Consider the following 21,195-nt stretch of genomic DNA (forward strand, 5'->3'; position numbering starts at 1 on the left):
TTGCCGGAGCCGTCAACCTCAACGCGGAAGGCAACCGCGCCTGCCGGATCGGCCATGCCGCCCGAGCCGACGAGACCAACTACATCGGTGCCGTCATAGTAGAGATAGATGCCTTCGCCTGTTGCCGTGTCGGTCAGGCCGCTGTCGGCGCCCTCGGTGATAACGAGCGAATAGACCAGCGACTGCTGCCCGTCCGCGCCGGGATCCAACGTAAAGGCACCGGCGTAAGCATTGCCATCGTCGTCGGTGGCGAGATCGCTCTCGTCGACCGCCAGTGCCGGCGCGCTGAATTGGTTGAGGCTTACCGAGGGGCCGTCATCGTCGAAGTTGAGCGAGCCGCCAATGTCGACCGACTGGGTAGCAACGTCGCCGTCGCCGTCCGTGACGGTCACGGTCAGCGAGATGGCGCCGCCATCGACGTCGACCGTTTCGTCGTAATTGTTGGGGTTGTCCGGGTGGACGACCGCACGCTGCTGGTCGAGCGAGACGTTGCCCATGCCGTCGACGCTGACGACGAACACGACTTCATCCGAGCCGCTGGTGCGACCTTCGATCGTGCCTGCGCCGTCATTGTAGAGCAGGACCGACTGACCGGTCGCGGTATCGACCAGGCCGCTGTCCACGCCCTGCGACGAGAGTGTCAGGCTCCAGGCGGTCGAACCGCCATCGGCACCTTCGCTGATCGTGAACAGGCCCGCAAAGCTGGCGCTGTCGTCGGCGGCGAGGTCGGTTTCGTCGACCGAAAGGTCGGGAACGGCAACCTGCGTACGACCGATGGTCGGCGTGTCGTCGTCGGCATTGATCGTCAGCGTGCCATTGGCAGTGTCGCCATCGACATCGGTCACGGTGTAGCCGATATTGAAGACGACGTTGTTTTCATCACCGCCTGCAGCATGGTCGATCGCCGCATTCTGGGTGACCGTATAGCCGCCCGTCGCTGCGTCGAGCGTCACGGTTATGACCGTCACGCCACCCTGCTGGATCAGGATATCGTCACCGCTGGCGACAAAGGTGAAGCCCGCAGGCGCGCCCGCGGTCGAGAATTCGAATCCGATCGGCTGGTCAGCACCGGCGCCCGAAAGCGTTCCGGCAAGGTTGGCGCCATCGGGGTCGTCGCCGACACCGCCCGGATTGCCACCCGGAAGCGCGTCGTCATCGACGCGAACCATCGCGTTATCGCCGACGATCACATCGCTATTCTCGATCGAGATGGTCAGCGTCGCAGTGACGCTGTCACCGTCGCCGTCGGTCAGCGTATAGGTGAAAACGTCATCGACGCCGCCCGGCGTCCCGTCGTTACGGACGTAGGAGTAGTTTCCTTCGGAATCGATCGTCAGCACGCCGTACTGCCCGGCGACGCTTTCGCCATCTGCATCGACCATGCTCGAACCACCGGCACCTTCGATCATGGTGACCGATGCGCCATCGGCCCCCTCGACGTCCGCGCCTGCACCGCCGGCACCTTCATTGGTGCCTTCGCCGGTCATGACGTTGCCGGTCTCCGGACCATAGGTGCCCGCCGCAACCGTGTCGCTGTCGTTATTGGCCTCGGGTTCGTCATCGATGATGTCGATCGTTACCGTGTCAGTGGCAACGTCGCCGTCGGCATCGGTGATGCTGACTTCGAAGCTGATCGACGTATTGTCGCCCGACGTATTATCATCGAGTGTAATTTCATATTCAATAATATTGGCGACGGGATCGTAGCTGATAATGACCAGCGTTCCGCCATCGATGTCGATGACCTGGCCGGGGCCGGTTACGATGACATCATTGATGCGAACGACATTTTCGCCGTCGCCATCGACCCAGGTGATGGTGCCGACGACTGTTTCGCCAGTATCGCTATTATTGTTGGGGTCGCCGTCGGCGACTTCGCCCGAACCGGCGGGCTCGTCGCCGCGCGGCGGGAGACCGCCTTCGTCGACGACCGTGCCGCCATTGGGATCGGGGACGATCGTGATGTCGTCGCCCAGATCGTCGATGACAATCGTCAGCGTCGCGCTCGACTGGTCGCCGTCACCGTCTTCGATCGTGTACTCGAACACGTCTTCGACGCCGCCGGGCGAAAGCGGATCGCGGGCATAGGTGTAGCTGCCGTCCGGGTTCAGCGTAAGCGTGCCATACTGGCCGACAACGACAATCGCGCCGTTGACCATCGTGCCGTCGCCGCCGTCGCCGCTGGCCGAAACGACCGAGGCGCCATCGGCACCTTCGGTATCTTCGCCCGAGGAACCGGTGGTCGTGCCCGAACCGGTCATGACATTGCCGTCGGCAGCCATGCCGCCAGGCGCGATATAGTCGGCGTCGTCGCGGGCGACTGGGACGTCGTCATTGATGTTGATCGTCAGGTCGGCCGTGGCCGTGTCGCCATCTTCATCGGTGACGGTTACCTGAAACACGTCCTGCGTGTCATCGCCCGACGTATTGTCTGTAAGCTTGTAAAGGAAGTCGATTTCGCCATCGCGGATCGCGGTGATCGTCAGGGTGCCGTACTGGCCCTGGATGATCTGCCCGACCTGCGAGATCACGACACCGTTGACGACGAGACCATCGATCGCAACCACGTTCGGGCTGTCGGGCGAGAAGTAGACGAAGGTGCCTTCGGTGCATTCGCCATCCGAAGCCTCGTCCGAGCCGGCGGGTTCGTCCCCGCGTGCGGGCAGGCCAGACTCGTCGACGTCGGCGGTGGCATTCTGCGCGCCGGTCGGATTGTTTTCGCTCTCGATTTCGATTTCGGGAACGTTGTCCGGCTCATCTTCCTCGATGAACTGGCCGAGCAATTCGGGCTCGGGCGGCGAATAGTCGAGCGCGGTCGGGGGCAGAAGATCGCCAAGCGGCTGCGGCGGACCGAGGTCCGGCACGGCAACAGAGAAGTTGCCGCCCGACGACTGGGTCTGGCCGGCAGCAGGTTCGGGCTCTTCACCGATCAGCAGTGCAGCGAGGTTGGTGGGGGGAACCTCGACATCGCCAATGACCAGCTGCGGCACGAAGACGGCGCCGTCGACGATCACCCACTGGGTGCCGTCGGGAAGCTCGATGACCAGGTCGGTGCCGACCACCGCGATGTCGCCGAGGGCAACCTCCGCGGGTAGTACGACGAGGCCGTTGGCATCCGGTTCGACGCGGATCGCGCCGGGACGGATCGTCACCGGCTCACGCGCCGCATCCTGGTTATTGGCGATGGTTTCTTCGCTGTCCTGGACGTCGCTGTTGGCGTTCAAGTTGCTCATGTCTTCGTTTCGCATTTCCCACCCTTTGCTTGGTCGCACCGGGCCGGAGCCGCGGCACTACTGACACAGACAGGATGAGTCGGGCGTTGAATCAAAAGAGTTAATGCCCCCGCGCTCACCCCGCGTTTGCGAAGTCAGAAAGCACATGAATTTGGGAAAAAGCAAGTTGGCGCCTAATGGAGTGTCGACAATCAAACAGAGGTAGCTGATGCAATTCTGAAGTTAATCCGTTAACTTTCAAATATTTGTACTCATTAGTATTTTAATGATTATGATCAACATTAGTCTTTTCGATGTACGGCAGTCGTAGATCACACAACACTATCTAAGAATTAGTTCAGCTATGCAGACTTATTCTCCACGCGCGATGACCGTGTGATCTAAACGAAAGTGGTTAACCGAAATTCAACACGATATCTTCTATGTTCCTGGGGTCCTAGCTACGCCTTTCGACTTTGAAGCCAGCCCCCGAAAAAATGCACCGCTTCCGTCCCGAAACGAAACAAATGGTCGCATGAGCGCTCACAACCCGTCGAGTCGCCGATCATAGGCTCCGAGTCGGCAGGCCCATTGCGCGGGGCGGTCAATCGGCTAGCTTGGCCGCCGATGACCACGGGAGCACAGACTTGAAAATCGCCTGTATCGGTGGTGGCCCGGCGGGCCTCTACTTCGCCATCTCTCTGCTGCTGCGAGCGCCCGATGCGACGATCGACATCTTCGAGCGCAACGCCGAGGGCGTGACGTTCGGGTGGGGCGTCGTCTTCTCCGACCAGACTCTTGGAAACCTTCAGGAAAACGATCCTGTTTCGGCCAGGGTCATCGAGCACGAATTCGCGCATTGGGACGATATCGACGTGCATCTGGGCGGCCATGTCGAAACTAGTTCGGGCCATGGCTTCATCGGCATCGGACGCAAGCGCCTGCTCGAGATACTGGCCGATCGCGCCACCGAACTGGGCGCGAACATCCATTACGAGACAGAAGTCGATCCCGACGCGCTGGCCGACGACTACGGCCTCGTCATCGCCGCCGACGGCATCAATTCGCGCGTGCGCGCGGCGGACCCGCAGGGCTTCGGCGAGCATGTCGACGAACGCGCCAATCGCTTCGTGTGGCTGGGCACGGCGAAGGTCTTCGACGCCTTCACCTTCATCTTCGAGAAGACTGGGGCGGGCTGGGTCTGGGCCCACGCCTACCGCTTCGCCGATGATGGTTCGACCTTCATCGTCGAGATGTCGGAAGAAACGTTCGAGAAGCTCGGGCTACCCGACATGTCGCAGGCAGACGCCATCGCGCTGTGCGAAAAGATCTTCGCGAAGTATCTCGACGGCCATGCGCTGGTCACGAATGCAACCCACCTGCGCGGCTCGGCACAATGGCTCAAGTTCCGCCGCATCACGTGCGACACTTGGGCGAAGGGCAATACGATCCTGATCGGCGATGCCGCGCACACCGCGCATTTCTCGATCGGATCGGGGACCAAGCTTGCGCTCGAAGACGCGATCAAGCTCGCCGAGGTGCTGACGCGCGAGGGTCTGTCCTACGAGCAGGCGCTGGAAGAATATCAGGACGAACGCGCGCTCGAGGTGCTCAAGCTGCAGAATAGTGCGCGCAACTCGACCGAGTGGTTCGAGACGCTCGACCGCTATCTCGACTTCGAGCCGTGGCAGTTCGCTTATTCGCTGATGACCCGCTCACAGCGTATCAGCCACGCCAATCTGCGCGTTCGCGATCCCGATTGGCTGGGCGAGATCGAAAAGCAGTTCTGGAAAAAGGCGAGCGGGATCGAGAAAGCAGCGCCGCCGATGTTCGCGCCGCTCCAGCTGCGCGATATGAAGCTGGCCAACCGCATCGTCGTCAGTCCGATGGCGACCTATTCGGCAATTGACGGCGTGCCCAACGACTTTCACCTGATGCACTATGGCGAGCGCGCGCATGGCGGCGCCGGGCTCGTCTTCACCGAGATGACCTGCGTCTCCGAGAGAGGCCGGATCACGCCGGGGTGTACGGGGCTATGGAACGAGGAACAGGCCGCCGCCTTCAGGCGCATCGCCGACTTTATCCACGACCGAACGCCCGCCAAATTCTGCCTCCAGCTCGGCCATTCGGGCGCCAAGGGATCGACCCAGCTCGGATGGGAAGAAATGGACGCGCCGCTCAAGGCCGGCAACTGGCCACTGATTGCCGCGAGCGACGTGCCCTGGTCGCCGCGCAACCAGCACCCCACGCCGATGACCCGCGCGGATATGGACGAGGTGCGCGACCAGTTCGTCGCCGCCACCCGCCGCGCGATCGAGGCAGGGTTCGACATGGTCGAACTGCATTGCGCCCACGGCTACCTGCTTTCCAGCTTCATCACGCCGCTCCAGAACAAGCGCACCGACGACTATGGTGGCAGCCTTGCGAATCGTCTTCGCTATCCGCTCGAGGTCTTCGCGGCGATGCGCGAGGCGTGGCATGACGACAAGCCGATGAGCGTACGCATTTCGGCCAACGACTGGGCAGGCGATGAAGGCGTGACCCCCGACGAGGCGGTCGAGATCGCCAAGGCCTTCAGCGATGCCGGCGCCGACCTGATCGACGTGTCGGCAGGGCAGACCTGGGCCGACGCGCGACCCGTCTATGGCCGCATGTTCCAGACTCCTTTCTCCGACAAGATCCGCAACGAGGGCGGCATGACGACGATGGCGGTCGGCAACATCGCCGAACATGACCAGGCCAACGCGATCCTGATGGCGGGCCGCGCAGATCTCGTGGCCCTCGGGCGCCCCCACCTGATCGACCCGCACTGGACGTTGCGCGCGGCGGCCGACCAGCAATATCGCGAGCAATGGTGCCCGCCCCAATATGAAGGCGGCCTCGTCCAGCTGGCACGCCTGCTCGAACGCGAAAAGATGATGGCGGGCGACCTGAAGGCCTGACGCCCGCCAACACCGGCTATTTCGACATCACGCCGACGATCCGCGGCCCGTGGCCCGTGTCTTCGAATTCGACCTTCACGCGAACCTGCACGTCGCCCTTGTCGAAGGCCATCCAGATGCCGCGTTCGGTCTCCGCATAGCCTGCGGGCGTTCCGCCCGAGACTTCCTCACGCAGCTGGCCGAACACCTGGAGATGCGCATCCATCGGCATTTCGGAGACCAATTGCGGATGCACGGCTTGCCTCACGAAGGCTTCCCATCGTGCGCGGTCATCGACGAGGATCGCCTCGACCATATGCGCGGCGATACGGCCCTTTTCATTGTCGGGAGCGGGGCCGAAGTCGAGCGCCTCATCGTCGCCCTCCGACCGGCCCAGGTCGAGCCCGGTCAACGATTCGAGCGTCGCCACAAGCACGTCGTCGATCATCGCGTCACCGTCATTCAAATGGACGACGATGCTCGTGTTGCTGTCGGCGATGTTCCACCATTCGGTACGGAAGGCCGGATTGCCGCCATTATGCCAGTAAATCTCACCAAGCTTGGGCGACTCCCGGACGGCAAGCCCGTAGCCATAATAGAAGCCGTCCATTCCTTCGGAGACTCGCTTGGTCTTCCACGCGCTGGCGACCTGTTCCGGGAGATCTCCAGCCAGCAGCGCCTGCCCCAGCGTCAACAGGTCGCTGGCGCTCGACACCATCCCCCCGTTGCCGGTGAGCGCCCAGCTGACGGGGCGAAGCCCGCCCCAGCTTGCCTGTGACACGGGGCCGCGCTCCGGATCTGCGTCGGCGCGCTCCTCTTCATAAGCGGCCCAATAGCCAGTCGAGTTCATGCCGATACCTTCGAACATCCGCAGCGCGACGGTCTCGAATGGCTCGCCGGTCAACTGCTCGATGATGGCCGCGACCAGCGAAAACCCCGTGTTGGAATAGCGATAGGTTGCGCCGGGTTCGGAGAGCAGCTCCGTCCCGAATACGTCGGCCAGCATGGCGTCGCGATCCATCGGCTTGAGGTCGTGGCCATGTGCTCCGGAGAAGCCGGCAGTGTGGGTCAAAAGCTGCTCCACCGTGATGTTCGATTTGTCGGCCGGGACATTGTCGAAGTGGTCGGCGAGCGTCGACTGGGGATCCAATACGCCCTCGACCATCAGCTGCGACGCGACCAGCCCGGTCAGCGGCTTGGTCACCGACCCGATATCGAACTGGGTGTCGGGCGTGTATCCACGACCGCTGGCTGCATCGGCCTTGCCGAAGGACAGGAACGATATCTCGCCATCACGGGCAATCGCGACAAACCCGGAGGCGCCCCGGGCCTCGTATTCAGCCAAGCGCGGGGCAAGCGCCGCCTCTGCGTTGGCGATCGAGACGACCTGCCCTGCCATATTCTCCTGCGCGCAGGCTCCAACGGGCAGCATCGTCAGTGCCGCACCGATCGTCAGCCAGGATTGAAACTTGCTCTTCATCGAAAAACTCCTCCTCATGGGGTGACAGACGAGGCTAGGTTGCGCCACCATCGCCTCTCCGGTCCTGAGGTCAGCCTGTCGAAAGGATTTGAAACCTGTCGTCACTTCCCGCGCACCGCACCGTTCGAATCGGCGACGCCCTTTACGTTCCGGCCGAACGAACACTGACGCTCGGCGGGCGCGAGCAAAGGCTCGAGCCGCGCATTGCTGGCCTCCTCGACCATCTGCTCGACAGACCCGGCGAGACGCTGGGGCGCGAGGAATTGCTTGACGAGGTGTGGGGCGACGAGGGGAGCGACGAGGCGCTGACGCAGGCGGTCTCGCGACTGCGCCAATATCTGGGCGACCGCAGCCTCATCCGGACCGAACCGCGTAAGGGCTATCGGCTCATGGTCGAGGCAGTCCCCGTGCTGGAAGCGGGTCGCACGCCGCCGGCGGCCGCAAGGCCGTCACCGCGTTATTCGGCTCGGGTGGTCCAGTTGGCCTTCGTCGCGGGTTTCGTGATGGCACTTGTCATTGCGGCTCTGGGCTGGGCGTTCTTCGGCCCCAAGCCGGTAACCGTCTTCGAGGAAATCACCCAACCGATCGAACCCAACGCTCCGCCCGAAAGACGGACGGTCCGGTGCGAGGGTGACCCCGAACAGTGCGAACAAGAGTTCCGGCCGGTGGCGGACAACTAAAAAGGGCGGGAGCCCTCCGGCCCGCCACCCTTTTGTCTCACCGAGTCGCGATTTAACGCAAAGTTAACAGGATGTCGAGTCTTGGGCTCGATTACGACTTGCCGATCTCTGCGAGAAGACGCTCCGCCACCACCTCTGCGCCGCGCGCATTCACGTGCACGTCGTCATAATAGAGGTCGTTGGGAAGCGCGCTTTCGAGGTCCAGCAGCGATACGCCCTGCTCGGCCGCAACCTGGCGCACGACCTCGTTGAGCTTGCGGCGCTTGTCCGCCAGCCCCTCATATTTCTCGACCGTGCGATGCCGGATGCGGAACCAGTTTTCCTTGTCATAGTCGGTGCCGATGAACGGCATCGTCGCCAGCGTCAGCTTGAAACCGAACCGCCGCGCCGTCTCGCACATGAGCGCGAGCAGCGGGGCGAGAGCCTTCGCATTCTCGTCGAAATCGTCGGTGCCATAGTCGCGGTCATCGATCGGGACGAGCGGCGAGTAGCGCTTGTTGCCGAAATTCCAGAAGCCGCCTTTCTCGATCAGCGCGAGCACGTCGTTCGACGGCAGGACAAAGATGACGTGCTTGGGGTCGTGCGGGAGGACCCGGTTCAGCAGTCCATTATAGATGTTTAGCGTCGTGCTGCCCGAATAGCCGCCATTATAGGCAACCCCGTCAGCCATCCGTGCATTCATCACGTCGCAAATGCGCTTGCCCTGCTGGATGAACGAGCATTCGACGAAGCTGTCGCCCAGCACATAGATGCGATCGCCCTGCCGCTCGCGATATTCGGGCGCGATCAGGAAGCCGTCGGCATCGGTCTCGATCAGATAGTCGTCCTGTTCGATCGTCCCGTTGGTCTGCTGCAGGTATGGCGGCGTCGGCGAGACTGTCCGGCTGACGTTCGCGCCAAATTCCTTCAGGCGAATTGAACGACGCACCGGCGGCTTGGCGGGTTTAGCAGGCGCCGCTTTGGGCGCTGCCGTCGCGGTCAGCCATTCGGGCTCGCGCGCGTAGCCCAGCTCGTCAAAGTCTCGCGCATAGGCCTCTTGGACCAACTCGACGGTCCGCTTGTTGAAGAACTCTGCCAGCCGCGACGTCGACCCGGTCTTGGACGGCGACGCGTTGACGTCCTCGGCCACCTTTTCCTGCGGCTTACCGGTGATCTTTGTCACCAGCTTGTCCATATCGGCGTCGAAACTCTCCTGCTTGCCGATAAAGTCGTAAGGGATGACGCCGACCAGCGCGTCCACGCACTGGACCCGCCAGTGATTATTCTGCTCGGCGGGCGGCTGCGCGCAGACCGTCTCGATAAACTCCTCGAACGAGGGTGCGTAGCCGACGGGCTTGCCCATCGCGCGGACAAACTGCGCATGCGGGCGCGACTTCTTGTCGGCGATGCGATCAAGATAGCAGGACAAGAGCCGCGAATAAGGATCTCGCACGAATGTGAAGCGCGTGAACTGAGGATCGTCGAGCACATCCTGCATCATCGTCTCGCCAAGCTGGAATGGCGAAAGCAGCGGCGACGCAGCGCGGTCGTGGACCGAAGGCATGCGCGCGCGGCGCCCCGCAAGGTCGATCGTGTAGAAGACGTGCTTCACGGTCGAGTTGGCGGCCTTCCCGACTGTATGAAAAAGATATTTGTTGCGAAGCGAGATGTAAGTGTGATCGTAAAAATCGCCGATCGGCTTGATTTCGGCGATCCGGGAGAACAGCCCTGATCGCGCCTGGTCCTGGTCTTCTTTCGGCATAGAGTCGCTCAATATGATCCCTTTTGTGGTGCGTTAGAACGCCTACTGTCCGGGCGCTAGGCCAACCCCAAAATTTCGTTCAGATGCGCAAAGATCTTATCGTGGCCATAGCGCTCGACCATCTCCGCGCGGTTGCTTTGCAGCTGCGCGATGCGCTCATCCTGGTCGAGGTTGCGAAAAGCGATGATCCGGCTTGCCGCGTCATCGGCATCGCTCACCACCCAGTCGGGCGGATAGACCTGGTCGGCATCTTCCCAAGGCCAGACGAGGGGCTGGCATCCGGCCAGGACTCCGTCGGCCAGAGCGTAGTGAAACGATTCATGGTCGCTTGGCGAGAGGATGTGATCGACTGTCCCATACCATTGCGCGACGTCGTTGCCCCATCCGTCAAAGATCACCTTGTCCTTGATCAGCGGGTCGGTCTTCAGTCGATGATATTCGATCAGGAAATGCTTGAGTTCTTCGGCGCGACCCGGCGCATGCATGAAGTCGAGCTCATCGGGCCGATGTCCCTTGATGTGCAATTCCGCATCGACCTTGCGCCGACCCAACTCGGCAAGCACGTCGAGCGCCCGGTCGAAGCGCTTGCTCTGCGGCACCATCCCGACAAGCCCGAGTCGAACAGTGTCGGTCTTCGATGGCGGCGAGAAGATATATTCGTCGTCGAGCAGGAAGTTGGGCACGAGCACGGTCTTCTCTTCGGGCCACCCATAGAGCTCCATGGCCCGGCACCGAATGCGATCCGACACGAAGATGAACTTCTCGACCTTATCGGCATCGATGCGGGACGCGAAGCGGCGTGCCTTGTCGCGAATTTCCTGCGCATGGCAGCGCACGAACAGCCGCTGGTCGTAGCGCACATTCTGAGAATGCCACACCGCATTGGCGAGCCCCCATTCGCAGAAAATCGTGTCCGCCCACTCGGCGTCCGCTTCGGTGCGCTCGAGGTCGGCCGGGCGCCCCCAGTCCCAACGATCGACCTTCACGTGATGGCCGCTTGCCTTGAGATGCGACACATAGGGCTCAACGAATTTCAGCCCATGGCCCGACACGAGCAACCTGGGCTTGGACCTGTCCTTGGGGGTGTTGATTCCCTCGCTGACCAGCCGTTTGCCGATCGTCTTCTGGCTGTAGGTGTCCTTGACCAGTTTTGCCCGTTCGACCGGGCGCGGCATAAAGGTCGCGACGATTTGCGCAACGTCCTCGTAATCCTTCGCGTAGAAGGCATAGTCGTCGCCGAGCACGTTGCGGTTGATGGCATTGGGATAGCAAATGCACCGCGCGCCCTGCGCCACCATCTCGATAAGTTTGGTCGACAGTTCGAGCGTATTCTCCTCAAGTGTCGCCGGGCGCCAGCACCAGACGAAATCCATCTTGTTCATGGTCGCCATCGACTCGCGCCGGTTGAGGCCGTCGTGGAAGGTCGCGTCGAGTGCCTCGAGCCGTTCCATGATCTCGCCGCGCAGTCCATGGATGTGCACGCCGCCCGATTTGTTGGAGAATTTGTTCGAGACGATGGTCAGTTCGACATCGAGCCCTTCGGCCCGCATCGTCTCTGTCCAGTCGAGCAGTTCGAGGATCCCCCACAGCGGGTTGATCTTGCCGGCATAGCCGATCCGGATCGGTCCTTCGTCGCGCTTGCGATCCTTGGGCTTGGTGAGCCGGATCGGCGGGATCGAAGGCGGCAGCAGGAAGGTGTCGACCTCGCGCCCCGCCAGCTCGACGAGCGCGTTGGACACTTCGCGATTTTGCACCAGCAGCTTGGCAGCATGCGTCGCCGCGATGCGCACGGCCGACAGCTTCTCTTCCGGATAGTCGATGCCGTCTTCGCCGACTTCGTAAAAATCCGTGAGATAGGCAAATCCGCGGTCGCGTAGCTGGCGCGTGGCGAACAGCTCTTCGGCCACTGCGCACCCGCGCACGATGACGTTCCGGAGCGCCGGCAGCCGGTCGTCGAGGCATCGGATGACGGCGACCGCCTCGCGGATCGAGAAAGCGCCTCGATTGCGCACCGCGCCCGGTCCGACCACCGTCAGGCGATCGCGGTTGCGCACGTTGCTGAGGACGATGTCGCTTTCGACGTTGAGGCGCGAAACAAGAATGCATCGCCCCTTTGCAGTCAGCATCGAAAGGACCGACGACAACCATACTGACGAGCCGTCCACCGCATTCACGTTGATGTCCGCGTAGACGACCGAATTGGTACGCTCGGGATTTTCGAGTTCCGCGACGAATTCGTTGACGCGATAGGCAAACGACTCCTCGGGCGTAATGACTGCCGCCGGCACGAAATTGGTGATCGAGGCCCGATCGACATTGATCCAGCGGTCGAGCGACGAGCCGATCTCGAGCACTGCCCAGTCCTGTTCGTCCACGACCGTGAAGTGTACCGCGTTGCGATAGCGACCGCGGCCTCGCGACACGACCGGAAGGGATGAGCGAAGATCGGAACCAAGGCGGTCATAGCCAAGCACGCGCTCCTCGATCCGCTCGTCGAGCGGTTCATCGAACTCGAAATGCGCGGTGAGCGCATCGCTGTGCTTTGCAAGCGTGGGGTCCGAATGGACGAGGTCGACCGTGTAGCGTCCCGGCTTCATTCCGAAAGTCGCAATGCGGATCGAGCCGGTCGGCCAGATCGTGAACGGCTCGGAGGGCTGGCGCAGCGACAGGAAAATGGGCCGCCCGTTGCTGGCCGGAAGCTCCAAGTCGGGCTGGTGCTTGAGCTTCGCCAGGCCGCGCGAGAAAACCTCGCGCTGGCGCTGCCAACTCAGTTTTTCGATCCGAAGCTCACCATCGCCATTGGTCCGCAGGGCGATGACGATCCGCGCGACATCGGCGCCCGGCCGGTAGAGGAGAGGTCCGCGACGGCGCCACCTGACCGTGCCGGTTCGTTTGCCCGCCGCATCATATTCCAGCACCAGAAGCGAATGCTGGACATCCTCGTCGGCCTCCGCCTCCAGCTCGAGGATGTGCATTTCCTCGGTCGAGACCGGGATGCCATTCTCGCTAGAAATCGACGCATAGGATATCGGCGGCACGCCTAGCGTGATGTAGCAGGAACCGCCGTCCTCGACGCGAACCCGGCCGACCAGTTCTTCTGCGTTCGTCGAAGCAAGGTCGGCGTCGCAGCTCGGCCCGAGCTGCCACTGCAATTTCTGCTCTTCTTTATTGGCCTGCGTGAACCACGCCATGAGGGTAACTGTCCTGAACGGAGGAGATGCTGGATGACTGGCTTGTTAGCCGTCAGGGACATTTTGTCTACAGCACATATGACAAGCCGCGCCTAGGGAGCGAGCGCCCGCCCCAACACATTCTCCCACTGCGATATCCGCCCGGTGCGCGCTTTGCGATCGCCAGCCGGCTCGAAACTTACAAATACCGGCAGCATCGCCGCGACGGCCTCACCGATCCCTTCGAACAGGCCCGCGCCCGCTGCGGCAAGCATGGCTGCGCCGCGTGCGGTGCTCTCGACATTGGAGGGGCGCTCGACTGTCAGGCCCAGCATGTCGGCAAGATCCTGCGCCAGCCAGTCGTTTGCGATCATGCCCCCGTCGACCCGCAGCGACTCCCACGCCGCGCCGTCGGCGGAGAACGCCTCTGCCAGGTCTCGGCACGACATGGTCACCGCCTCGAGTGCTGCGCGGACGAGATGCGCACGGGTGACGCCAAAGGTCAGGCCATGGACCGATCCGGTCACGTCCGGTCGCCAGTGCGGCGCCCCCAGCCCGGTGAAGGCGGGAATAATCGTCACCCCGCCATTGTCGCTCACGGATCTCGCGAGCGCTTCGGTCTCATCGGCGGTGTTGACCAGCCCCGCCATGTCGCGCAGCCATTGGACGAGACTTCCCGCCACGAACACCGAACCTTCGAGCGCGAACAGCCGGTGCTTGCCGTCATCGAGCAGCAGGGTCGACAGCAGGCGGTGCTGGGAAGACGGTCTCTCCTGTCCAGTCGAAGCGAGCGCGAACAATCCGGTCCCGAAAGTCGCCTTGGTCGCGCCCGGCATCAGGCAACCCTGCCCGATCGTCGCCGCCTGCTGGTCGCCCACCGACCCGGTCACCGGGATGGACGCCCCAAACAGCGTCGTCTCTCCCAAGTCCCCGCACATCGGTACGATTTCGGGCAGGAAGCGGGGAAGAATGCCGAACAAGTCGCACAGCCCTTCGTCCCAACGCACCTGTTCGAGGTCCATCAGCAAGGTGCGCGAAGCGTTGCTGGCATCGGTGACGTGTCGGCCGGTCAGCTTGAACAGTAGCCAGCTATCGATCGTCCCGAACGCAAGCTGCCGGCAGTTCGCCACCTTGGGCACATTGTCGATCAGCCAGCGCATCTTCGTCGCGCTGAAATAGGGGTCGAGCAGCAGCCCGGTGCGGGCCTGCACTTCGGCTTCGTGCCCCGCCTTGCATAGGGCCGCGCAAGCGTCGGCGGTGCGCCGGTCCTGCCAGACGATTGCCGGCGCCAGCGGTTCGCCGGTTTCGGGGTCCCAGGCCACGACCGTCTCGCGCTGGTTGGTGATGCCGATGCCGTCGATAACCTCGGCGCCGCCCGCTTTCGCGACCATCTCCTGCGCGACCGCGAAGGTCGCTTCCCAAATCTCGCTCGCGTCCTGTTCGACCCAGCCGGGCTGCGGGTAGCGGTTCTCGATCTCCCGCTGCGCGATGCCGTGTATCTGTCCCGTCCCGTCGAACAGCAGCGCTCGCGTCGAGCTGGTGCCTTCGTCAAGGACGAGGATCATTTTCCGGTCCCGTAGGCGCGCAGGAACACCTCGACCGCGCCCTCGATCCGGTCCTGGTCGCGGTCGGGGTCGATCCTGCCGCAAAAGCGGCGCTCCATTTCGCCGAAGCCCTTGACCATCGACACGAATTGCTCGGCCGCGAGCATCGTGTCCTCGACCTCCAGCTCGCCTGCATCGACCGCCGCCTGGATCATGCCCGCCATGTGGATGCACATCGGGCGCGGGCCGGCGTTCATGAAAGTGTCGCCGATGGTCGGGTCGCGATCGGACTCGGCGGCGATACGTCGATCGAAACGCATGATTTCCGGGCGCGAGACGAAATGGTGGAACGCCTCGCCGAGCAGGGTGAGCCGTTCGCGGATCGGGCGACCTTCGCCGTCGGGGGCGATCTGCATGGCGCCCGACATGCGCGAACATTCATGCTCGACCGCCGCGCTGAACAAAGCGGGCTTGCCGCCGAAATGATTGTAGACCGTCACCTTCGACACCCCGGCATCGGCGGCGATCGCCTCGATCGAGGCGGCTTCGTAGCCGACGTCGAAGAAGGCTTGCGCGGCGGCGTGGATGATCGCCTCGCGCTTGGCCTCGCTCGACGGACGCTGCGTCGGTTTGCTGGAAAGGGGGTTTGACAAAGTGAACGGCTCCGTTCAATTAAACGCTCGCGTTCAATAATGGACCCGAGTCGCCCGAAAGGCAAGGAAGCCCGCCCGAGATGATCTGGATCGCAATCCGCATGCTGACCGGCGACACGCAGAAATTCTTCGGACTCGTGTTCGGGATCGCCTTCTCGACGCTGCTCATCACCCAGCAGCTGACCATTTTCGTCAACCTGCTCGAGCGCGGGGCGAGCGCGGTCTACGACATCAAGACGAACGATATCTGGGTGATGGACAAGGTCAGCCGCACCCCCGACGTCGCCTACCCCATGCCCTCGACCGCACTCGATCGCGTGCGCGGGGTGCCGGGCGTGAAGTGGGCGGTCCCGCACCTGCGCGCGGGCGCGACGATCCGCACCCCCGAAGGCGACCTGGAAGGCGTGACGGTAATCGGGGTCGACGACACGACGCTGATCGGGATGCCGCAGAACATGCTGGAGGGCGACCGGTCGATGCTGGCAGCGCCCGACACGGTGTTCATCGACGATGTCGGCGCGACCCGCCTGTTCCCGCCCGGCGAGGAGTTTCTCGGCACGCGGCTGGAGCTCAACGACCGCCGCGCAGTGATCCGCGGGGTGACCGACAACATCCCCACCTTCACCAGCCAGGTGACGCTCACCACGCGCTACTCGAATGCGCTCGGCTACGTGCCGGGCCAGCGCAACCGTCTGTCCTTCATCCTGGTCAAGGCGAACGAGAGCGAGGATGTGCAGGCGCTCGCCGACCGGATCGAGGAGCAGACGGGGCTCCGCGCCCGCACCCGCGACCAGTTCGCGCAGGACGGGATCGACTTCATCATCGAGAATACCGGCATCCCACTGAACTTCGGGATCACCGTGGCGCTCGGCTTCGTGGTCGGAATCGCGATCGTCGGGCTGACCTTCAGCCTCTTCATTCGCGACAATATCAAGCAATTCGGCGCGCTGAAGGCGATCGGGGTCCATAACGGCAAGATTCGCGCGATGGTCGCGGCGCAGGCCGGCATGGTCGGGCTGATCGGCTACGGGCTCGGCCTGCTCGGCGCGACGCTGTTCATCGAGGCGTTTGCGGGCGACCCGACCTTCAAGGGCTTCTACACGCCGTGGCAGATCCCGCTGCTCAGCCTCGTCTCGGTCGCGGTGATCATCAGCGCCACCGGCTGGATCGCGCTGCGCGGCGTGCTTAAGACCGAACCCGCGGCGGTGTTTCGATGAGCGCGAACCCCAGCAATGGCGCGGCGATCAGCGCGCGCGGCATCGTCCGCGATTTCCAGGCGGGCCAGCAGGTGATCCGCGTGCTGCACGGGATCGACGTCCACATCCGCAAAGGCGAGCTGACCTATGTCGTGGGCGAGAGCGGGTCGGGCAAAACGACGCTGATCTCGATCATGTGCGGCATCCTGTGGCCGACCGAAGGCAGCGTCGAAGTGTTCGATACCGACATTTACGACCTGTCCGACCGCGCGCTGGTCGACTTTCGCCTCAACAATATCGGCTTCATCTTCCAGCAGTATAACCTCATCCCGACCATCGATGCGGCGTCCAACGCCGCGGTCCCGCTAGTCGCGCAGGGCATGGACCGGCTGGAGGCGCGCGCGCGGGCGGTCGCGATGCTCGAGAAGCTCAACATCGCCGACCAGGCCGACAAGCTGCCCAGGCAATTGTCGGGCGGACAGCAGCAGCGCGTCGCCATCGCCCGCGCGCTGGTCCACGAGCCCAAGCTGGTCGTGTGCGACGAACCGACCGCGGCACTCGACGCCAGTTCGGGGCGGCGCGTGATGGACCTGCTGCGCGAGGTGGCGGTCGCCGAAGACCGCGCCTGCATCATCGTCACCCACGACAATCGCGTTTTCGATCTCGCCGACCGTATCCTCGTGCTCGAGGACGGCCGGATTACCCATGACGGCACCGAAGTGCCGGCATCCGAATTTGGAGAGCATTAACATGGCCCGCAGCCTCTTCAGCCGCCTGAGCCTGACCCGCCACATCCTGCCCGTGATCGCAATGATCGGGGTGGCGATGGCGATCTACTTCATCGTCGTCCAGTCGCCCGACCGCTCGATGGCCGAAGCGACCGAGACGCCCGCGCGCGCCAATGGCGAATTTGCCGGCAAGCCGCGCGTCGCCGGCGCGGGGATCGTCGAACCGTCGAGCGAGACGATCGAGGTGGGCACGGCGCTGTCGGGACTGGTCGAGGCGGTGCTGGTGACGCCGGGCAGCGTCGTGACCAAGGGCGACCCGCTCTTCCGCGTTGACACGCGCAGCCTGCGCTCGCGCGTCGCCGAGCTCGAGGCCGCAGCGCGGCGGGCACAGGCCGCGATCGCCGAGGCCGATGCCGCGCGCGCCACCGCCGCGCGCCAGCTCGATCTCTACCGCTCGATCGACGACCCGGCCGCGGTCAGCCGCGCCGAAGTCATCCGTGCCGAAGGTGATGCGACGAGCGCCACTGCTCGCCGCCGCCTGGCCGAAGCCGAGCTGGCATCGGTCCGCGCACAGCTCTCCTCGGCCCGCACCGAGCTGGGCCGCGCGACGGTGCGCGCGCCGATCAGCGGCGAGATATTGCGCGTCGACATTCGCCCGGGCGAATTGGTCAATGCCGGCCCCGGTGGCGGCGGGCCCTATATCCGCATGGGGCAGACCAACCCGCTCCACGTGCGCATCGACGTCGACGAGGACGAGGCGCTGCGCGTAGCCGAAGGCGAGCCCGCCATCGTCAGCCCGCGCGGCGGTGCCGATACGCGCGTCGAGGCGCGCTTCGTGCGGATCGAGCCGCTGGTCGTGCCCAAGCAGAGCCTGACCAATTCGGCCGCCGAACGCGTCGACGTGCGCGTCATGCAACTGATCTACGCACTGCCCGCAGACGCCGGTTTTCGCGTCGGGCAACAGGTCGATGCCTTCATTCCCGCCAAGGAGGCGGCCGCCCAATGACCGCGCGCTTCCTCCTGACCGGCGCCGCCGCGCTGGCGCTCGCCGCCTGCGCGGGGAGCCCGGCACCGTCGCCCACGCCCGACATGGTGCAATTGCCCGACCGCTTCGCGCTGGCGCCCGCGGCAGCCGATGCGGAGGTCGCCGAAGCACAGTTGCAGGCGTTGCTCCCCGAAGATCCGGCGTTCGATGCCTTGGCCGCGCGCACACTGGCGGAAGGTCCAGACCTGCTCGCCGCGATCGCGCGGATCGAGGCGGCTCGCGCAGGCGCGGCCCGAGCGCGCGCCGAGCGGCTGCCGAGCGTGGGCTATGATGCGGGGGTCAGCGCAACGCGCACCAACCCCGACCAGTTCGGCGCGAGCCTGCCGCCCGGGGTCGAGATCGACACCGAGCGGACCAGCTATGCCGCCAACCTGACCGCGCGCTGGGACGCCGACCTGTTCGGGCAGCTCAAGGCGAGCGAACGCGCCGCGGGATTCCGGCTCGACGCTGCAACCGCGCAGGCTGCCGCCGTACGCCTCGCGCTGGTCGGCGAGATCGGGTCGGCGGTGATCGACTGGCGCACGCTCGATGCACAGGCCAAGGCGCTGGCCGCCGACGCTTCCTCGGCGCGTGAGCTGGAGCGACTGGCGCTGGTGCGCGAAGAGGCTGGGCTTGCGCCCGGGATCGACAGCGAGCGTGCCGCCGCGCAGGCCGCGGCGAGCGAGGCGCGACTGGCCGCACTCGAAAGCCAGCGCGCGCTATTGCTCGGACGGCTGATCGCGCTGACGGCGCTGCCTGCGCCCGAGGTGATCGCTGCGTTCGGGGCGGGATCGCTCGATGCGGACCTGCCCGAAGCGCCTGCCGCCCTGCCCTCGACGCTGCTTGTCGCGCGCCCCGACGTGGCGGCGAGCGCCGCGCAACTTGCCGCCGCCGATGCCGAGGTGTTGGCGGCCGCCGCCGCGCGCTTCCCCAAATTGTCGTTGAGCGCGGGCATCGGCTTGCTCGCCTTCGCGATCGGCGACCTGTTCGACGCCGACAGCATCGTCGGCAGCCTTGCGGCGGGCATCGCCGGACCGCTGCTCGATTTCGGACGCATCGATGCAGAGATCGACCGCGCCGAAGCCGAGACGCAGATCGCCTTCCAGCAATATCGCGGGACCGTGTTCACCGCGCTGGGCGAGACGGAAAGCGCCTATTTGCTGATCGAAGCCGCCGACCGCGAGGCGGACGCCGCCGCGCGCCAGGCCGCCAGCGCCAGCCGCGCCGCGCGGCTCACCCGCATGCGGCTCGACGCGGGGCTCGCCAACCTGTCGCAGGCGCTCGAGGCGCAGCGGCTGGCCGATGCCGGCAATGCCGAGGCAGCAGCGGCGTTGGGCCGTGCGCAGCGGGCGCGGCTCCTGCTGTGGCAGGCGCTCGGCGGCAGTGCGCTCGACTAGTCGGTCGTCGCGTGCGAGGCGGCGCGCATGGCGCCGACGAGGCAGCGGAAATCGCTCTGCTCGTCGGTTGCGCCCGCGATGGTCAGCCCCGTGTGCGGCTGGTGCAGCGCGAGCACGCCCCAGAAGCCCGAATGCGACCAGCTGGTGTTGCCGTCGGGATTAGTGTTGGCGAACAGGCCGAGCCGGTAGCGGTCGGCATTTTCATGCTCGCCCTGCCAGCGCATCGCCTCCAGCGTCTCTGCGTTCTCGAATAGACGGCCTTCGTTGATCGCGCGGAACAGCGTCGCGAGATCGCGCATCGACATGACCAGTCCGCCGCCTCCAAAGGCGTCGGCCGAGCCATGGACGTCGGTCACGTCCTCGCCCCCGACATGCTGGCGCCCGCGCCTGGCACGATCCGCTTCGAACACGTCCCACCAGCTTTCGCGAAGCCTGAGATCGTCAAGGTCGAGCAGGTCGCGGACGGCAGCGGCAAGCGGAAGGCGCGTCGCGCGCTCGATCATGTTGCCGACCAGCACGTATCCCGTGTCGCTATATTCGAATTTCTCGCCCGGCGCGCCGACCGGATCGCCATAGTCTGCCATCAACGCGACCTGTTCGTGGACGGTCCAGCGATGGTCGGGGTCGGCGAAGACGGCGGGGGCGTAGCGCGGGTCCTCGGCATGGCTGTAGAGCCCGGCGCTGTGGCTCAGTAGCTGGCGCAAGGTCATCGCGCCGGGGTCGTAGCCGTCGCCTTCGAGAATGTCGGTGAGCGCGGGATCGAGCCGGTCGGCGATGGGCGCGTCGAGGTCGAGCCTGCCCTGCTCGACCAGCCGCAGCGCGGCGGCGGCGGTGACGGTCTTGGTGGCCGACGCGGTGCGCAGCGGGGTGGCGGCGCTGATCGCCTTGCCGTTGGAAAGCTGCGCGCGACCCTCGGGCGTGATCATCGCGATGGCGATGGCGCTTTCGCACTGCAGTGCGGCGTCGCGGCCGGCGGTGAGGCGGGTCTCGATGTCGGTCGTCATCGCCAGCGCGGCGAGAATGGTGATGTTCATGCGCAAGTCTCCCTTGCGCACGAACACAACATGGCCCGGCAAAAGCGGGCAAGGGTCAATCGATCAACGGGGGGCTACTCGCCGGTGGCGTCTTCGACCGTGCGCACAAGCCGCTGCGGCGCGCAGGGCTTGGAACAGAAGGAGGCGGTCGGGAATTCGGCAGTGAGCTCTTCGGGGAGCGCGTGGCCCGAATGGAAGATGATCGGGACCTTCATCTCGGTCAGGCAATGCGCGACCGGGTGGACCGTCTCGTCGTTGAGCTGGACGTCGAGGACCGCGCAGTCGGGGCGGTTGGCCTTGATCGTCTCGAGCGCGCAGGCGACGTCCTCGCACGGGCCGATAATGTCGCAGCCGGCATCCTCGAGCGTGTGGGCGATATCGAGCGCGATGATATATTCGTCCTCGACCACGAGGA

At 64.4% G+C, this 21,195-nt stretch carries 14 protein-coding genes; 6 read left to right on the forward strand and 8 right to left on the reverse strand.

The window, feature by feature from the left end:
- On the reverse strand, nucleotides 1-3,233 hold a 3,233-nt coding region (locus KTQ36_RS00005), incomplete at its 3' end, for a DUF5801 repeats-in-toxin domain-containing protein (RefSeq protein WP_255553892.1).
- A gap of 626 nt (nucleotides 3,234-3,859) precedes the next feature.
- Here KTQ36_RS00005 and KTQ36_RS00010 point away from each other — a divergent pair.
- Nucleotides 3,860-6,154, forward strand: coding sequence for a bifunctional salicylyl-CoA 5-hydroxylase/oxidoreductase (locus KTQ36_RS00010; RefSeq protein ID WP_218631754.1), 2,295 nt, complete (start codon nucleotides 3,860-3,862; stop codon nucleotides 6,152-6,154).
- A gap of 16 nt (nucleotides 6,155-6,170) precedes the next feature.
- Here KTQ36_RS00010 and KTQ36_RS00015 read toward each other — a convergent pair whose 3' ends face one another.
- Complete coding sequence (locus KTQ36_RS00015) at nucleotides 6,171-7,613, reverse strand: serine hydrolase domain-containing protein (protein WP_218631755.1); 1,443 nt, start codon at nucleotides 7,611-7,613, stop codon at nucleotides 6,171-6,173.
- 164 nt (nucleotides 7,614-7,777) lie between these two features.
- On the opposite strand from KTQ36_RS00015, the gene KTQ36_RS00020 reads away from it, so the two are divergent.
- A complete protein-coding gene (locus KTQ36_RS00020) occupies nucleotides 7,778-8,293 on the forward strand; it encodes a winged helix-turn-helix domain-containing protein (protein ID WP_255554593.1) in 516 nt (171 codons plus the stop codon).
- 91 nt (nucleotides 8,294-8,384) lie between these two features.
- Here KTQ36_RS00020 and KTQ36_RS00025 read toward each other — a convergent pair whose 3' ends face one another.
- The 4 genes from KTQ36_RS00025 to KTQ36_RS00040 form a co-directional block, all read right to left on the reverse strand.
- Nucleotides 8,385-10,034 carry a sulfotransferase family 2 domain-containing protein gene (locus KTQ36_RS00025; protein WP_218631756.1) on the reverse strand — a complete coding sequence of 550 codons (1,650 nt, stop codon included), beginning with the start codon at nucleotides 10,032-10,034 and terminating at the stop codon, nucleotides 8,385-8,387.
- 56 nt (nucleotides 10,035-10,090) lie between these two features.
- Nucleotides 10,091-13,225 carry a glycosyltransferase family protein gene (locus KTQ36_RS00030; protein ID WP_218631757.1) on the reverse strand — a complete coding sequence of 1,045 codons (3,135 nt, stop codon included), beginning with the start codon at nucleotides 13,223-13,225 and terminating at the stop codon, nucleotides 10,091-10,093.
- 92 nt (nucleotides 13,226-13,317) lie between these two features.
- Nucleotides 13,318-14,769 carry a glycerol kinase GlpK gene (gene glpK / locus KTQ36_RS00035; protein WP_218631758.1) on the reverse strand — a complete coding sequence of 484 codons (1,452 nt, stop codon included), beginning with the start codon at nucleotides 14,767-14,769 and terminating at the stop codon, nucleotides 13,318-13,320.
- Nucleotides 14,766-15,401 carry a TetR/AcrR family transcriptional regulator gene (locus KTQ36_RS00040; protein WP_218631759.1) on the reverse strand — a complete coding sequence of 212 codons (636 nt, stop codon included), beginning with the start codon at nucleotides 15,399-15,401 and terminating at the stop codon, nucleotides 14,766-14,768. Before KTQ36_RS00040 ends, glpK begins: the two co-directional genes overlap by 4 nt.
- Nucleotides 15,402-15,481: 80 nt before the next feature.
- Here KTQ36_RS00040 and KTQ36_RS00045 point away from each other — a divergent pair, with 80 nt between their 5' ends.
- Genes KTQ36_RS00045 through KTQ36_RS00060 form a run of 4 tightly spaced genes read left to right on the forward strand, consistent with a single transcriptional unit; the run spans nucleotide 15,482 to nucleotide 19,746 of the window.
- Entirely contained in the window at nucleotides 15,482-16,618 is a 1,137-nt protein-coding gene (locus KTQ36_RS00045; RefSeq protein WP_218631760.1) for an ABC transporter permease, read from the forward strand.
- Nucleotides 16,615-17,346 carry an ABC transporter ATP-binding protein gene (locus KTQ36_RS00050; RefSeq protein ID WP_218631761.1) on the forward strand — a complete coding sequence of 244 codons (732 nt, stop codon included), beginning with the start codon at nucleotides 16,615-16,617 and terminating at the stop codon, nucleotides 17,344-17,346. Before KTQ36_RS00045 ends, KTQ36_RS00050 begins: the two co-directional genes overlap by 4 nt.
- 1 nt (nucleotide 17,347) lies before the next feature.
- Nucleotides 17,348-18,331, forward strand: a complete 984-nt coding sequence (locus KTQ36_RS00055; RefSeq protein ID WP_218631762.1) for an efflux RND transporter periplasmic adaptor subunit — start codon at nucleotides 17,348-17,350, stop codon at nucleotides 18,329-18,331.
- A complete protein-coding gene (locus tag KTQ36_RS00060) occupies nucleotides 18,328-19,746 on the forward strand; it encodes an efflux transporter outer membrane subunit (RefSeq protein WP_218631763.1) in 1,419 nt (472 codons plus the stop codon). The genes KTQ36_RS00055 and KTQ36_RS00060 overlap by 4 nt, the downstream gene beginning before the upstream one ends.
- Here KTQ36_RS00060 and KTQ36_RS00065 read toward each other — a convergent pair.
- Together KTQ36_RS00065 and KTQ36_RS00070 are read right to left on the reverse strand one after the other, a co-directional pair.
- A complete protein-coding gene (locus KTQ36_RS00065; RefSeq protein ID WP_218631764.1) occupies nucleotides 19,743-20,780 on the reverse strand; it encodes a serine hydrolase domain-containing protein in 1,038 nt (345 codons plus the stop codon). The two genes, KTQ36_RS00060 and KTQ36_RS00065, sit on opposite strands and share 4 nt — an antisense overlap.
- 74 nt (nucleotides 20,781-20,854) lie before the next feature.
- Complete coding sequence (locus KTQ36_RS00070; RefSeq protein WP_218631765.1) at nucleotides 20,855-21,190, reverse strand: response regulator; 336 nt, start codon at nucleotides 21,188-21,190, stop codon at nucleotides 20,855-20,857.
- Nucleotides 21,191-21,195: the final 5 nt, after the last annotated feature.

The sequence above is a fragment of the Sphingomicrobium clamense genome (assembly GCF_019264355.1).
GTDB classification, from domain to species: domain Bacteria; phylum Pseudomonadota; class Alphaproteobacteria; order Sphingomonadales; family Sphingomonadaceae; genus Sphingomicrobium; species Sphingomicrobium clamense.